Source organism: Paenarthrobacter sp. R1, from assembly GCF_030264015.1.
GTDB lineage: Bacteria > Actinomycetota > Actinomycetes > Actinomycetales > Micrococcaceae > Arthrobacter > Arthrobacter ureafaciens.
In genome coordinates this window covers 494,618-509,691 of the sequence record NZ_CP127115.1, presented here as the reverse complement: position 1 = coordinate 509,691, position 15,074 = coordinate 494,618, and the positions used below count along the sequence as shown (strand labels likewise).

At 62.8% G+C, this 15,074-nt stretch carries 11 protein-coding genes and 3 tRNA genes; 6 read left to right on the top strand and 8 right to left on the bottom strand.

The window, feature by feature from the left end; all coding sequences use genetic code 11:
* Positions 1-8: 8 nt before the first annotated feature.
* From QN084_RS02515 to bcp, 4 genes are all read right to left on the bottom strand, one after another.
* Positions 9-1,514, bottom strand: a complete 1,506-nt coding sequence (locus tag QN084_RS02515) for a malate:quinone oxidoreductase (RefSeq protein ID WP_166183206.1) — start codon at positions 1,512-1,514, stop codon at positions 9-11.
* Between the two features lie 79 nt (positions 1,515-1,593).
* Complete coding sequence (locus tag QN084_RS02510) at positions 1,594-3,261, bottom strand: ABC transporter substrate-binding protein (protein ID WP_083261901.1); 1,668 nt, start codon at positions 3,259-3,261, stop codon at positions 1,594-1,596.
* Between the two features lie 194 nt (positions 3,262-3,455).
* A tRNA-Leu gene (locus QN084_RS02505) sits at positions 3,456-3,537 on the bottom strand.
* A gap of 59 nt (positions 3,538-3,596) precedes the next feature.
* A complete protein-coding gene (bcp, locus tag QN084_RS02500; protein WP_069695126.1) occupies positions 3,597-4,070 on the bottom strand; it encodes a thioredoxin-dependent thiol peroxidase in 474 nt (157 codons plus the stop codon).
* Positions 4,071-4,156: 86 nt separating this feature from the next.
* On the opposite strand from bcp, the gene QN084_RS02495 reads away from it, so the two are divergent.
* A complete protein-coding gene (locus QN084_RS02495; protein ID WP_259362625.1) occupies positions 4,157-4,657 on the top strand; it encodes a MarR family winged helix-turn-helix transcriptional regulator in 501 nt (166 codons plus the stop codon).
* A 74-nt stretch (positions 4,658-4,731) separates the two neighbouring features.
* Here the strand turns inward: QN084_RS02495 and QN084_RS02490 are convergent.
* The 4 genes from QN084_RS02490 to QN084_RS02475 form a co-directional block, all read right to left on the bottom strand.
* Positions 4,732-4,807 (bottom strand) — tRNA-Lys (locus QN084_RS02490).
* Between the two features lie 246 nt (positions 4,808-5,053).
* Positions 5,054-5,129 (bottom strand) — tRNA-Lys (locus QN084_RS02485).
* 116 nt (positions 5,130-5,245) lie between these two features.
* On the bottom strand, positions 5,246-6,400 hold the full coding sequence (locus QN084_RS02480) for a PQQ-dependent sugar dehydrogenase (protein WP_069695125.1): 1,155 nt from the start codon (positions 6,398-6,400) through the stop codon (positions 5,246-5,248).
* Positions 6,401-6,448: 48 nt separating this feature from the next.
* Entirely contained in the window at positions 6,449-7,399 is a 951-nt protein-coding gene (locus QN084_RS02475) for a sunset domain-containing protein (protein WP_021470926.1), read from the bottom strand.
* A gap of 226 nt (positions 7,400-7,625) precedes the next feature.
* Here QN084_RS02475 and ilvD point away from each other — a divergent pair, with 226 nt between their 5' ends.
* From ilvD to serA, 5 genes are all read left to right on the top strand, one after another.
* Complete coding sequence (ilvD, locus tag QN084_RS02470; RefSeq protein ID WP_069695124.1) at positions 7,626-9,347, top strand: dihydroxy-acid dehydratase; 1,722 nt, start codon at positions 7,626-7,628, stop codon at positions 9,345-9,347.
* A gap of 286 nt (positions 9,348-9,633) precedes the next feature.
* Positions 9,634-11,535, top strand: coding sequence for an acetolactate synthase large subunit (locus QN084_RS02465; RefSeq protein ID WP_069695123.1), 1,902 nt, complete (start codon positions 9,634-9,636; stop codon positions 11,533-11,535).
* Between the two features lie 3 nt (positions 11,536-11,538).
* Positions 11,539-12,051, top strand: coding sequence for an acetolactate synthase small subunit (ilvN, locus tag QN084_RS02460; protein WP_021470923.1), 513 nt, complete (start codon positions 11,539-11,541; stop codon positions 12,049-12,051).
* Between the two features lie 101 nt (positions 12,052-12,152).
* Complete coding sequence (ilvC, locus tag QN084_RS02455) at positions 12,153-13,178, top strand: ketol-acid reductoisomerase (protein ID WP_021470922.1); 1,026 nt, start codon at positions 12,153-12,155, stop codon at positions 13,176-13,178.
* Between the two features lie 248 nt (positions 13,179-13,426).
* Positions 13,427-15,022 carry a phosphoglycerate dehydrogenase gene (gene serA, locus QN084_RS02450; protein ID WP_062097096.1) on the top strand — a complete coding sequence of 532 codons (1,596 nt, stop codon included), beginning with the start codon at positions 13,427-13,429 and terminating at the stop codon, positions 15,020-15,022.
* The last annotated feature ends 52 nt before the right edge of the window (positions 15,023-15,074 follow it).

The following is a 15,074-nucleotide window of genomic DNA, read 5'->3' as shown; positions in this document are numbered from 1 at the left end:
TGCGGAGATCAGCTCCGAAGTGCCGGTGCGCTGTCCAACTGCAGGGACCGCGCGGTGCCCGCCTCAAGTTCTGCGGCAAGCTCCGGGTTGTCGTTCAGCTTTACGCCGTAACCGGGCATCATGTCTTTCAGCTTGGACTGCCAGCCCTTGAAGTTCTTGGGGAAGGACTTCTGGAGCAGCTCGATCATGATCGGTACTGCCGTTGATGCTCCCGGGGAAGCACCCAGCAGGGCGCCGATCGAGCCGTCCCGTGAGGCAATGACTTCCGTGCCGAACTGCAGGATGCCGCCCTTTTGCGGGTGTTTCTTGATGATCTGAACACGCTGGCCGGCCGTGATAAGTTCCCAGTCCCCGCCCGTTGCCTCGGGGTAGTACTCGCGCAGGGCCTCGACCTTGGCGTCGTGGCGCTTGGCTACTTCCTTGATGAGGTATGCCGTGAGGTCCATGTTGTCCTTGGCAACCGCAAGCATGGGAATGATGTTGCCCGGGCGGATGGACAAAGGTAGGTCCAGGTAGCTGCCGGACTTCAGGAAGTTCGTGGAGAAGCCTGCGTACGGTCCGAACAGCAGGGAACGCTGGCCGTTGACGTAGCGGGTGTCCAGGTGGGGAACGGACATGGGCGGCGCGCCCACGGAGGCCTGGCCATAGACCTTGGCATTGTGCCGGGAGGTGATGGAGGAATCGTTGCAGCGGAAGAACTGGCCGGAAACGGGGAATCCGCCGTAGCCCTTGCTCTCCGGGATGCCCGAGGCCTGGAGCAGGTGCAGTGCGCCGCCGCCGGCGCCGACGAAGACGAACTTGGCGTGGATCTTGCCGTGCTCGCCGGATTTGGCGTGCTTAATGGACAGATCCCAGCCACCGCCGGACGCGCGGCTGATGTTGGTGACATCGTGCCCGAAGTTCACTTCGGCACCGCTGCTGCGCAGGTAGCCGGTGAGCTCACGGGTCAATGCACCGAAGTCGACGTCGGTTCCTTCCGCTGCGCGGGTAGCCGCCACGCGCTGCTTCGGGTCGCGGCCCTTGACGATCAGCGGAGCCCACTTGGCGATCTGGGCCTGGTCCTCGCTGTATTCCATGCTGCGGAAGAGGGTGTTGGGCTTGAGTGCTTCGTAGCGTGTCTTCAGGAAGTTGGCGTGGTCATCGCCGATCACGAAGCTCATGTGCGGGACCGTGTTGATGAAGCCCTTGGGCGAGCCGATCACCTTGCTGTCCACCAGGTGGGACCAGAACTGGCGGGACAACTGGAACTGTTCGTTGATGTGGATCGCCTTGGTGGGATCCACGGAGCCGTCCTTGGCTGCGGGGGAGTAGTTCAACTCACACAGGGCGGCGTGGCCGGTGCCTGCGTTGTTCCATGGGCCGGAGCTTTCCAGGCCGGCTTCGTCGAGGCGTTCGAACATGGAGATGGTCCAGGTGGGTTCAAGTTGCTTGATGAACGCACCGAGGGTGGCACTCATGATTCCGCCGCCAATAAGGACGACGTCGGCATGTTGAGTCTTGGAAATGAAGGTCACGATCAATCTCCGTTAGCGGCGGCACTGGCTGTCACAGAATATCCCCGTGCGAGTCCAATACTGAAATTGCAGGGAATCGTCAAGGCTTTAAGCGGACGTTCGTAAAAACTTCATTGAGAACCGGGGAAGCGGGATAGCTTTCCACCTTGTTGGAGAGCGCCAGGGCGGAGATGGGGAAGGCGATCGGAACTGCCGGGACGGAAGCGGCGATCGCGGCATTGATCGACTGGTACTCCGTGTTGCGGCCGTCACCGGAGGGCAAGGCGCGGGCACGTTCGATCTTGTGGAACACGTCTGCGTCGAAGTAGTTGAACTCGGCACGCTGCTCACCGAAGAGCGGACCCAGGAAGTTGTCTGCGTCGGCATAGGAACCGTTCCAGCCGAGAAGATGCAGGGCATGGTCGCCCGGGGACTGGACCTTCTGGAGGTAGCCGTCTTCCCAATCGATCGGGACCGGTTTGACGTTGATGCCCACGGCCACCAGCTGCCGGCTGATCTCTGCATAGATCTTCTCGGGCGTAGGGAGGTAGGCCCGAGTGGCATTGAGCGGATAGTAGAACTTCAAAGGCTCGCCGTCGTAGCCGGCTTTCTTGAGGAGTTCCTTTGCCTTCTCAGGGTTGTAGCCCAGGGAAGGAGCGTTGTTGTTGAAGCCGCTGAGTTTCGGCGGGACGAACTGGGAGGCCTGGGCGGTGTTGTCGATGAAGAAGCGCCGGATCAGCGTCTCTTTGTCGATGGCCATCTCGATTGCCTGCCGGACCTCGAGTTTCTCCAAGGGAGCTACGGCTTGGTTGATTCCCAAATACATCACGGAGAAGGGGTCCCGCTGGATGATCTGGACTCCCTTCTTCACGAGCTGGTCGAACGTCCCGGGGGTCACGAGGTCGTAGGCGTCGATCTTCCCGTCCAGCAGCGCCTGCTGCCGCGTTTCGGCACGGTCATACGGGATGAAGTTGATGGTGGCAATTTGCCCGCGGTTTCCCCAATAGGCCTCATTCGTGGTCAGGGTGACCTTCTGGTCATCCCATGAACCGAACTTAAAGGGGCCCGTGCCAACCGGGTGGGCTGCGTAGGCGGACACCGCCTGACCGTTTCGAACGGTGTCAAGGATGTTGGCTTTCTGTGCTTCCAGGGCTGTTGGCGATGAGATCGCGAAGGCCGGCAACGTCAGGGCCTGGAGGAAACCGGTGAAGGGACGGGTGAGGTTGATCTGGACTTTGTTTGGCGCTTGGACCGCGCAGTCCTTGTAGATGGAAAAGACCGGTTCGTCGGAGTAGGCCTTGAAGACGCCCTGGAAGGAGATTCCCGGTGCTTGCTTTCGCAACGCGGCCGGGAACGTGAACCACCGGTTGAAGTTGGCACAGACCGCTGCTGCATCAAACGGGGTGCCGTCGTGGAACCGGACGCCTTCGCGCAGGGTGAAGTCGTAGCTCAGGCCATTGTTGCTGTCCTGCCATTCGGTGGCGAGCAGGGCAGTGGTCTGCCCGGTGGAGCCGTCCACGCCCACCAGTCCTTCAAGGACTTGGCGGGTCACCCGGTAGGCCTCGGAATCCGCGGTCATCGCTGGATCCAGGCCCAAAGGCATGGAAGCGGTCCCGAAGTTGAACGTTTGGGTAGGGGCAGCGGGAGTGGAACTGCTGGTGGAAGAGGACGGTGCGGGCCCGGGTGTTCCCGTGCACGCTGCGAGTCCCATCACCAGGAGCAGGGCGCCGCACTGCTTCGCCAGACGCCGCGTCTTGCTGCTTGCCACTCTTGTCCCCTCAAGCTGGTGTGAATTGGTGCCGACTTTGCCGGACAGCATTTCAGTCTAGTTGAACGTCCTGCAGGCAGAATCCGTTGCCAGGCGGCACACGCCCGTGGAACACGTTCCCCGTCTTCTTGAGGAAGGACACCCCAAGCTTTGAAAGCCGGGGGTGTCCTCAGGGAGCCAAAGCTCCAACACTGTGCGCAAGGGGGGACTTGAACCCCCACGCCCGAAGGCACAGGAACCTAAATCCTGCGTGTCTGCCAATTTCACCACTCGCGCTTGCCTGCGGTTCCAGCCCTCAGGGGCAGTACCGGCGGCGTCGGGGTCCAGTGTACCTGCTACTGATCGAGTTTGAGGTCCTTGCGCAGCTTGGCCACGTGACCTGTTGCCCGGACGTTGTACTGGGCCAGAGCCACTTTTCCTTCGGGATCCACCACGATCGTGGAACGGATAAGGCCCATGTAGGTTTTCCCGTAGTTCTTCTTCTCGCCCCAGGCTGCGTAGTCCTCCGCAACCGAGTGGTCCTCGTCGGAGAGCAGGGGAAAGGTGAGGCCCTCCGTGTCGGCGAACTTCGCCAGTGCCTTGGCAGAATCGGGGGAGATGCCGAGGACTTCGTAGCCGGCTCCCTGCAGGGACGCGAGGGAATCGCGGAAATCACAGGCCTGTTTGGTGCAACCCGGGGTGGAGGCCGCCGGGTAGAAATACACGATGGTATTCCGGCCGCGGAAGTCCTGCAGGCGTACTTCCTTGCCGTCCTTGTCCTGAAGAATGAAGTCCGGGGCCTGGTCGCCCGGGGTGAGTCGCTCCGCCAAAATTTGCTCCTTGAAATATGTGCGCAATCACCCACTTTAGTGCGGAGAGGCAATGTAAGCATGCTTAGCGCGCATATACTATCGACATGCCTGATATGGAGAGATGGCCCACGACGCGACTACTTTCGACCGCTGCGCGGCTCGTGGAAATCTCATGGAACGAGAAATTGAAGTCGATTGGCCTGACGCACGCCGGCGTTATCGCCATGCAGGTCCTGGCTGCCAAGGGTCCCATCACCCAGGCCGCTTTGGCGGAGGTTGCCAGGGTCAAGGCCCAGACCATGGGTACCACCCTTGCGCGGCTCGAACTGCATGGGCACGTGACGCGCCACCGCAGTGATTCAGACCGCCGGAGCCATGTGGTGACCCTTACGCCCGCCGGTAGCGAGGCGCTGACCGAGGCCGTGAAGTTGGAGCAGGACGTCCTTGCACCGGTTGCGGTTGACACTGCGCGGCTCCGCGACGAACTCCGCATCGTGGTCAGCGGACTCATCGGGGTCCCGTTGGCTGAAGAGGTGGGTATCCGGCCTCCTCATGAAACTGCTGGGCCAGGGGTGGAAAAGCCCTCGGGGGAGACCACCTCATAAGACTGGCCCCGTTCCTGCAAGGGTCGGGCAAAAGGAAAGGCTCCGGATCGCATCAAGCGATCCGGAGCCTTTTTTGGTGCACCCCCCGGGACTCGAACCCGGAACCCATTGATTAAGAGTCAATTGCTCTGCCAGTTGAGCTAGAGGTGCAACTATTGCTTTCAGCTTGGCGGGAATTTCTTCCTCAGCGGCCTCCGCAACGACAGATAACTCTACACCACTTCCAAGGTCGCAATGTCCACTTGTGCCGATCAGTGATGCACTCCACAGTCCGGCGATCGAAGCGGTGCCGGCTCCCGGCTGGGACATGCAAAACAGGGACACGCAAAACAGGGGACAGGCAAAACGGGGACACGCAAAAAGACCCCGAAGCGTTGGACGCTTCAGGGTCTTTCTTGGTGCACCCCCCGGGACTCGAACCCGGAACCCATTGATTAAGAGTCAATTGCTCTGCCAGTTGAGCTAGAGGTGCAGCTGTTGTTTTCGATCATTCCGACGAGGTTTATTTCCCCGGCGATCTCCGCAACGACAAGTAACTCTACACGACTTCAGCCGAACTGCAAATTCGCGGACGGCTGGCCCCGGCGCCTACCGTTCCAGCCTCAAAACCAGCGCAAAATCGGGGTTTCTGTTGTTGCTGAGTACCCACAAAGCACCGTCGGGGGCTGCCGCCACGTCCCGCAGCCGCCCGAAGTCTCCTGTGAGAAAGGCCACAGGAGTGCCGGCAGACTCTCCGTCCAGGGGAACGGCCCATAGGCGCTGCCCCCGGAGGGCGCCTGTGTACGCCACGCCGTCCACAATCTCCAAGCCACTGGGTGACGCCTCGCCCGTTGAAGGCCACACGACTTTTGCGTCGAGGAAGCCCTGCCGTCCAGGGGCTCCCGTCACCGTGGGCCACCCATAATTCCCGCCGGGCGTGATGAGGTTGAGTTCATCATCGACGTCCGGCCCGAACTCGCTCGCCCACAGGCGTCCCCCGGAGTCCCAGGCAAGGCCTTGAACGTTGCGGTGCCCGTAGCTGTACACGGGGCTGTCGCCAAAAGGGTTGCCCGGTGCGGGCCGTCCCTCCGGTGTCAGCCGGAGGATCTTGCCGCCCAGTGCCTCCAGGTCCTGGGGCTGCTCCCGTCGCTGCGAATCGCCCGTTCCAACGTAGAGGAGTCCATCAGGGCCGAAGCGGATCCTTCCGCCGTTGTGGGTGGACGCTTTGGGGATCCCGGAAAAGACCACTTCTGCCGGGCCCAGCCTCAGGTCCCCGGACCCGTCCCGGGTCAGCTGCATCCGGGCTATCCGGTTGTCCGAGCTTGAGGTGAAGTACGCATAGAGCCAACGGTCCGTGGCGAAGCCGGGCGAAAGCGCCAGGCCAAGGAGGCCGCCTTCACCACCGGGCACGACGCCGGCAACCTCACCGACAAGGGTGGCCTGCCCGTCCCGGATTGCCTTGACGGTTGCCGAATCGCGTTCAGAGACCACCGCAGTACCGTCCGGGAGGAACACGACCGACCATGGCAGTTGCAGGCCGACGTCGAGCCTCTCCTCAACCTGGACGCCGCGGGGAACAGCGGTTTGGGTCGTTGGCGGCGGGCCGGCGGTCGCAAAAGTCGTGCTGCTTTGGGGAACCGGGCTGCTGCCGGACGTGGACGTTCCGGCCGGACCTGACGGGCTTCCCGTGCAGGAAGAAAGAACCACGGCCAGCGCGCAGAGCACAGGCAGTGCGCGGGTGGCCGGCTTTCGGGCGTTCGTCATGGCGATCGGGAGAACAGCAAACGACGGCGGTTCGGCAGCAGATCCGGCTCAGCGGCGGCTGCGTCGTGGCGGACGGAAGCCTGCCGCCTCAGCGTGGGCGGCTGACTCGAACCAGACATCCGCAGGGGCGTCGGCGTAATCCGCGGAGTCGTCGTCGTAGTAGGTCATGGTGGCGGCTTCCCCCTTGACCGGGTATCCGTCCGGGGCACTGCCATCAGCTGCCGCGCCGGCGGAACCAGCGCCGTAGGGGTGATCGGCCGCCAAGTGTCCGGACGGCGCCTCGGCCTCCACTGTTTCGGCGGCAGCAGTTTCAGCGCCGGGAAGCGTGGGGGAGTGGGGGTCGGTGTACTCGTGGTGGTGGACCGGTTTTCCCGAGGAATCGGTCCACGAGGATTCCCACTCGTTCTTATCCGCCGCGTCCTGGCCGGTTGAGTCGGCGCGGGTGACGTCGTCTGCTGTCACTTCCCCGGTGCCTCCCACCCGTGCGTTCGTGTCCACTACGGGCTCGTCCACCACCGGCTCATCCAGGACGGGAGCCTCGATGACGGGTTCGTTCCCGACGGTCGCTTCGGTGGTTCCAGTGCGCTCAGTGCCGGCGCCGGCAGGTTCAGCGTCGCTACCCGCTCCGTCCGTACCGGCAGCAGGAGCAGGTTCGCCGTCCGTTGATGAGTGCCTGCCATGCCCGTGCGGTGCTGCGGAAGGGGCAGTCCCGGCCGTGGCGGCGTTGGAGGCGAGGTCCGGATCTTGTTCTTGGACGGCGGCGGGCTCCGGCGCTCCGGGACGGCTGTCTGCGGCGGGCTCCCTGCCCGCGGTGGTAACTCCTGCGAGACCGGCTACTCCCGCTGCCGCGGCAGCGGTCTCCGGAACGGCGGAAGTATTGCCCGGCTCCGTGGCGGCAGGCGGAGCGGCCGCCGGTTTGCGTGTGTTGTTGCGGCTGATAAGCCACCAGGCAACCGCAATCACCAGCACAATAACAATGACCCAAATCAACCAATCCATGGTGACGCCCTTCCGCTTTGGGGGTTTGAAGTCTTTCCAATGAGCCGTGTTTCCGACGTTACGTGCCTGCTCAGGGGCTGTCCAGCATCCGGACCGGGCTGCGGGCGACGAAAGGAAACCATGGGTATTTCCGGTGTTATCCGGACTTTGTGTCTTTTATGGTTTTTTTGATTTTTCCGGGACGGGCAAGGGACTGCGGGCAAGGCTGCCACATAGACTGTGGGGCATGAGCGAGGACACCCGGACTTCCACAGAGAATACGCCTGACATCAAACCCCGTAGCCGGGTTGTCACGGACGGCATTCACGCCGCTCCCGCACGCGGAATGTTCCGCGCCGTGGGCATGGGCGATGACGATTTCGCAAAGCCGCAAATCGGCGTCGCGAGTTCCTGGAACGAAATCACACCCTGCAATCTTTCCCTTAACCGCCTGGCCCAGGGCGCCAAGGAAGGCGTCCACGCCGGCGGGGGATTTCCCATGCAATTCGGCACGATTTCCGTCTCCGACGGTATTTCCATGGGGCATGAGGGCATGCACTTTTCCCTGGTATCGCGGGAAGTCATTGCCGATTCCGTCGAGACGGTGATGCAGGCCGAGCGGATCGACGGTTCCGTGCTCCTTGCCGGTTGCGACAAGTCCCTGCCCGGCATGCTCATGGCAGCCGCCCGCCTGGACCTGGCCAGCGTGTTCCTTTACGCCGGTTCCATCATGCCGGGGTGGGTAAAGCTCGAGGACGGTTCGGAGAAGGAAGTAACCCTCATCGACGCCTTCGAGGCAGTCGGAGCCTGCGCCGCCGGCAAGATGAGCCGTGAGGACCTGGACCGCATCGAAAAAGCCATCTGTCCGGGCGAAGGTGCCTGCGGCGGCATGTACACGGCAAACACCATGGCGTGCATTGGCGAAGCCCTGGGAATGTCGCTTCCGGGTTCCGCAGCTCCGCCTTCGGCAGACCGCCGTCGGGATGATTTTGCCCGGAAGTCCGGCGAGGCGGTGGTCAACCTCCTGCGGCTGGGCATCACGGCGCGGGACATCATGACCAAGAAGGCCTTCGAAAATGCCATTGCGGTGACCATGGCCTTCGGCGGTTCCACCAACGCTGTGCTTCACTTGCTGGCCATTGCCCGCGAGGCCAACGTGGACTTGACGCTTGATGACTTCAACCGGATCGGTGACCGCATACCGCACCTTGGCGACCTGAAGCCGTTCGGCCGGTATGTGATGACCGACGTCGACAAGATCGGCGGGGTTCCGGTCATCATGCGCGCTCTGCTAGACGCCGGACTGCTGCACGGCGATTGCCTCACCGTGACCGGCAAAACGCTTGCCGAAAACCTGGCTGCGATCAACCCGCCGGACCTGGACGGCAAGATCCTGCGGGCGCTGGACAATCCGATCCACAAGACGGGCGGCATCACCATCCTGCACGGCTCGCTGGCTCCCGAGGGTGCAGTGGTCAAGAGCGCAGGCTTCGACGCCGACGTTTTCGAGGGCACCGCCCGGGTGTTCGAGCGCGAGCAGGGCGCCTTGGATGCCTTGGACAAGGGCCGCATCCAGAAGGGCGACGTCGTGGTGATCCGCTACGAAGGTCCCAAGGGCGGCCCCGGCATGCGGGAAATGTTGGCCATTACCGGCGCGATCAAGGGTGCCGGGCTCGGCAAGGACGTCCTGCTCCTCACTGACGGCCGCTTCTCCGGCGGGACCACCGGCTTGTGCATCGGCCACGTCGCGCCGGAAGCCGTCGACGGCGGTCCTATCGCCTTCGTCAAGGACGGGGACCGGATCCGTGTGGACATCGCTGCGCGTTCTTTCGACCTCCTGGTTGATGACGCTGAACTCGAAGCCCGCAAAGTGGGCTGGGAGCCGCTGCCTGCCAAGTTCACCAAAGGCGTTCTTGCCAAGTACGCCAAGCTCGTCCACAGCGCCTCCACCGGGGCTTATTGCGGCTGAGTTTCCTGCCGGGCTCCGCGTCCCCTACGAGGGTGGAGTCCGGCAGATGGACATTGTTGTCCAGATATTGAGATACGATGTTGCTTGATTGACACGTATCTCGTTTAGAGGGAACACTGAACGCATGATTTCATTCGTTACCGTTGGCGTCGTCGTCCTTACCAAGCGCGTGGCATAGCCCGACTGGTAACGAACTGTCACGCGCAAACCCCTCGAAGAGCCGTAAGGCTGAGGGGTTTTTTTATTTGCAAGACCCACCAATGAAGATCCACTAAGGAAGAGTCCGATGAGCAAAGGATCGCCGATCAGCCCCTCGCTGATGGCTGCAAAGTCCGCTGGAGCCACCAAGGCTCCGGAAACGATCGACCGAACGGCTGACACCGTCGTCGACGCTGCTGCACCTCTCTCTCCTGTACTTGGGCCGAACAACGTTGTACCCCCAACGGTGATGACCGGCTCGCAAGCAATTGTCCGCTCGCTCGAAGAACTCGGCGTGGACGATATTTTCGGTTTGCCCGGTGGCGCGATCCTGCCCACCTACGACCCCTTGATGGCCTCCAGCATGAATCACGTCCTGGTCCGTCACGAACAGGGAGCCGGCCACGCCGCGCAAGGCTACGCCATGGTTACCGGACGGGTTGGCGTGTGCATCGCCACCTCGGGCCCCGGTGCCACCAACCTCGTTACCGCCATCATGGATGCCCACATGGACTCCGTGCCGATGGTGGCCATCACCGGCCAGGTCTCCAGTGGAGTCATCGGCACCGACGCCTTCCAGGAAGCCGACATCGTAGGCATCACCATGCCCATCACCAAGCACTCCTTCCTGGTGACGGATCCCAATGACATCCCGCACGTCATGGCTGAAGCCTTCCACCTTGCCTCGACCGGCCGCCCCGGCCCGGTCCTGGTGGACATCGCCAAGGATGCCCAGGTTGGCCAGATGACGTTCTCATGGCCGCCCAAGATCGATCTTCCCGGATACCGTCCGGTTGTCCGCGGCCACAACAAGCAGGTCCGCGAAGCCGCCAAGCTGATCGCGGCCTCCAGCAAGCCCGTTCTGTACGTCGGCGGCGGCGTGGTCAAGGGCCACGCATCCGCCGAACTCATGGAACTGGCACTGGCCACCGGCGCGCCCGTGGTCACGACGCTCATGGCCCGCGGAGCCTTCCCCGATTCGCACCCGCAGCACGTTGGCATGCCCGGCATGCACGGTGCCGTCTCGGCAGTCACCGCACTGCAGCAGGCTGACCTGCTCATCACGCTCGGTGCGCGGTTCGATGACCGCGTGACCGGTGTACTGAAGACCTTCGCGCCAACCGCCAAGGTGATCCACGCGGACATCGATCCCGCGGAGATCTCCAAGAACCGCACGGCGGACGTGCCGATTGTCGGCTCGGTGAAGGAGATCATCCCCGAACTGACCGAAGCCGTAAAGGCCCGGTTTGAACAAGTCGGTACTCCGGACCTGGGCTCCTGGTGGGCCTTCCTGAACAACCTGCGCGACACCTACCCCCTGGGGTGGACCGAGCCGGAAGATGGACTCACGGCTCCGCAGCGGGTCATCAAGCGCATCGGAGAACTCACCGGTCCTGAGGGAATCTACGTTGCGGGCGTTGGCCAGCACCAGATGTGGGCTGCCCAGTTCATCAAGTACGAACGTCCCCACGCCTGGTTGAACTCGGGCGGCGCAGGAACCATGGGCTACTCCGTTCCCGCCGCCATGGGCGCCAAAGTCGGTGAACCGGACCGGGTTGTCTGGGCGATCGACGGCGACGGCTGCTTCCAGATGACCAACCAGGAACTGGCTACCTGCGCCATCAACAACATCCCCATCAAGGTGGCCATTATCAACAACTCGTCGCTGGGCATGGTGCGCCAGTGGCAGACGCTGTTCTACGAAGGCCGCTACTCCAACACGGACCTGAACACCGGCCACGACACCATCCGGATCCCGGACTTCGTCAAACTCGCTGACGCCTACGGTTGTGCCGCCCTGCGGTGTGAACGCGACGAAGACATCGACGCCACCATCCAGAAGGCCTTGGAAATCAATGACCGCCCGGTGGTGATCGACTTCGTCGTCAGCCCCAACTCAATGGTGTGGCCCATGGTGCCCGCCGGCGTCAGCAATGACCAGATCCAGGTTGCCCGCAACATGACCCCGGAATGGGAAGAGGAAGACTAGGCCATGACCCGTCACACACTGTCCGTTCTGGTAGAAGACAAGCCCGGCGTGCTGACCCGCGTGGCCAGCCTCTTCGCCCGGCGTGCCTTCAACATCAACTCCCTCGCCGTGGGGCCGACTGAGGTCCCGGGCATGTCCCGCATGACGGTCGTCGTCGACGCCGACGGCGACCTGATCGAGCAGGTCACCAAGCAGCTCAACAAGTTGGTCAACGTGATCAAGATTGTTGAACTGACTTCCGAATCTTCCGTACAGCGCGACCACATCCTGGTCAAGGTACGTGCGGATGCCGCGACACGTCTGCAGGTTACCCAGGCTGCAGACCTGTTCCGTGCCGCCGTCGTCGACGTGTCTACAGACTCGTTGGTGATCGAGGCAACCGGTACCCCGGAGAAGCTCGCTGCGCTGCTCTCAGTGCTCGAGCCGTTCGGCATCCGTGAAATTGTGCAGTCCGGCACCTTGGCCGTTGGACGGGGATCCCGCTCCATGAGTGACAGGGCGCTTCGCTCCGCCTAAAGCACAGGCAGGGACTGCTCTTGCATGCCCTGCCCTGCGTTGCGCCCAGTACCGCAGCACCACCTTCAATATCTAGAAACCACTCAAGAGGAGTTACGCAAGTGACTGAAATGTTCTACGACGACGACGCAGACCTGTCGATCATCCAGGGTCGCAAGGTCGCAATCGTCGGTTATGGCTCGCAGGGACACGCCCACGCGCTTAACCTGCGCGATTCCGGCGTCGAGGTTGTCATCGCGCTTAAGGAAGGCTCCAAGTCGACCGCCAAGGCGCAGGACGCGGGCTTCACCGTCAAGAACGTTGCCGACGCCGCCGAATGGGCAGACGTCATCATGATCCTCGCGCCGGACCAGCACCAGCGCTCGATCTACAACGACTCCATCAAGGACAAGCTGACCGAAGGCAAGGCCCTCGCCTTCGCCCACGGCTTCAACATCCGCTTCGGCTACATCGAGCCCCCCGCAGGCGTTGACGTCATCCTCATCGCTCCGAAGGCACCGGGCCACACGGTCCGCCGCGAATTCGAAGCCGGCCGTGGCATCCCGGACATCATCGCCGTGGAGCAGGACGCTTCCGGTTCCGCTTGGGAACTGGCCAAGTCCTACGCCAAGGCCATTGGCGGTACCCGCGCCGGTGTCATCAAGACGACCTTCACCGAAGAGACCGAAACCGACCTGTTCGGTGAGCAGTCCGTACTCTGCGGCGGCGTTTCCCAGCTCGTCCAGTACGGCTTCGAGACCCTGACCGAAGCCGGCTACCAGCCGCAGATCGCCTACTTCGAGGTCCTGCACGAGCTCAAGCTCATTGTGGACCTCATGTGGGAAGGCGGCATCGCCAAGCAGCGCTGGAGCGTTTCCGACACCGCTGAGTACGGCGACTACGTCTCCGGCCCGCGCGTCATCACCCCCGAGGTGAAGGAAAACATGAAGGCTGTGCTGGCTGACATCCAGTCCGGTGCCTTCGCCAAGCGCTTCATCGACGACCAGGACAACGGTGCCGTCGAATTCAAGGAACTGCGCGCCAAGGCAGAGCAGCACCCGATCGAGGAAGTCGGCCGCGAGCTCCGTTCGCTCTTCTCCTGGCAGCAGCAGGACGAGGACTACGTCGAAGGTTCCGCAGCACGCTGATCCTTTGCAGCAATGCCCGTCCGGCACCACAGCCGGGCGGGCATTGCCCGTTTTACGCGTCCTTCGATCCCGTTCCGAGGACTGTGAACTTCTTCACAACCGGCGTGTCCGGCCCGTAACATCCCTGAGCGGGCGCCGGATTAGCCGTTCCGATTCGATATTCTGGGCCTGTCCGGAGTAGTGCCCGGGCCCCGCATCCGCTCCTTGTCCAGTACTGTTCCCAAGTTGTCCAAAGTAAGGTGCCACCCGTGTCAGCCACCAAACCCGTCGTCCTCCTCGCCGAGGAACTTTCGCCCGCCACGATCGAGGCACTGGGCCCGGATTTCGAGATCCGCCAGACAGACGGTGCCGACCGCTCCCAGCTGCTGTCCGCCATTGCCGACGTCGATGCCATCCTGGTGCGTTCGGCCACCCAGGTGGACGCCGAAGCGATCGCCGCAGCGAAGAACCTCAAAGTGATCGCGCGCGCCGGCGTAGGACTGGACAACGTAGACATCAAGTCTGCTACCCAGGCAGGCGTCATGGTGGTCAACGCCCCCACCTCCAACATCGTCTCTGCGGCGGAACTTACGGTGGGCCACATCCTGAGCCTCGCCCGCCACATTCCGCAGGCCAGCAGCGCCCTGAAGAACGGTGAGTGGAAGCGCTCCAAGTACACCGGCATCGAACTGTTCGAGAAGAAGATCGGCATCATCGGCCTCGGCCGCATCGGCGCTTTGGTTGCTGCCCGCCTCCAGGGATTCGACACCGAGATCCTCGCGTACGATCCCTACATCACTTCGGCCCGCGCAGCGCAGCTCGGGGTCAAGCTGGTAACGCTCGACGAACTCCTGGCCAACGCCGACTTCATCACCATCCACATGCCCAAGACCCCGGAGACCGTGGGCATGCTGGGCGCCGACGCGTTCCGGAAGATGAAGGAATCGGCCTACGTCATCAACGTTGCCCGTGGCGGCCTGGTTGACGAAGAAGCACTGTTCACCGCGCTGAAGGAAGGCCAGATCGCCGGCGCCGGCGTCGACGTGTTCGTCAAGGAGCCCAGCACGGACCTGCCGTTCTTCGAATTCGACAACGTGGTGGTCACTCCGCATCTGGGTGCTTCCACGGACGAGGCCCAGGAGAAGGCCGGCGTGTCCGTAGCGAAGTCGGTACGGCTCGCCCTGGCAGGGGAACTCGTCCCGGATGCCGTGAACGTCGCCGGCGGTGTCATTGCCAGCGACATCCGCCCGGGCATCCCGCTGATCGAGAAGCTCGGCCGCATCTTCACTGCCCTCACCCACGCGTCCCTGACGCAGATCGACGTCGAGGTTGCCGGCGAAATCGCCGCCCTGGACGTCAAGGTCCTGGAGCTTGCCGCGTTGAAGGGCGTCTTTGCCGACGTCGTCACGGAGCAGGTGTCCTACGTCAACGCGCCGGTGATTGCTGAGCAGCGCGGTATCAACACGCGCCTCATCACCACCCCCGACGCCGAGGACTACCGCAACGTCCTGACCATCCGCGGTGCGCTCAGCGACGGCTCGCAGATTTCCGTGGCCGGTACCCTGACAGGACCCAAGCAGGTCGAGAAACTGGTGGGCGTCAACGGCTACGACGTCGAAATCCCCATCAGCGAGCACCTCGTGGTGGTTGCCTACGCGGACCGTCCCGGCGTCATCGGCACCATCGGCCACATCCTGGGCATGAACAACATCAACATCGGTGGCATGCAGGTGGCCCGCCAAACCGAAGGCGGCCAGGTGCTGGCGTTGCTGACCATCGACAGCTCCGTGCCGCAGCAGGTACTGGAAGCCATCAAGGCCGGCATCGGCGCGGACATGGTCCGCGAAGTCGACCTGGAGGACTAAGCACGGGCTTAGCCAGATGAATTCGGCGTGCCCGGGAACACACCCCTGACGC

Coding starts and splice junctions, on each gene's coding strand:
- QN084_RS02495 (WP_259362625.1), top strand. CDS start 4,157: ATGCCTGATATGGAGAGATGGCCCACGACGCGACTACTTTCGACCGCT.
- QN084_RS02480 (WP_069695125.1), bottom strand. CDS start 6,400: ATGACGAACGCCCGAAAGCCGGCCACCCGCGCACTGCCTGTGCTCTGC.
- QN084_RS02475 (WP_021470926.1), bottom strand. CDS start 7,399: ATGGATTGGTTGATTTGGGTCATTGTTATTGTGCTGGTGATTGCGGTT.
- ilvD (WP_069695124.1), top strand. CDS start 7,626: ATGAGCGAGGACACCCGGACTTCCACAGAGAATACGCCTGACATCAAA.
- QN084_RS02465 (WP_069695123.1), top strand. CDS start 9,634: ATGAGCAAAGGATCGCCGATCAGCCCCTCGCTGATGGCTGCAAAGTCC.
- ilvN (WP_021470923.1), top strand. CDS start 11,539: ATGACCCGTCACACACTGTCCGTTCTGGTAGAAGACAAGCCCGGCGTG.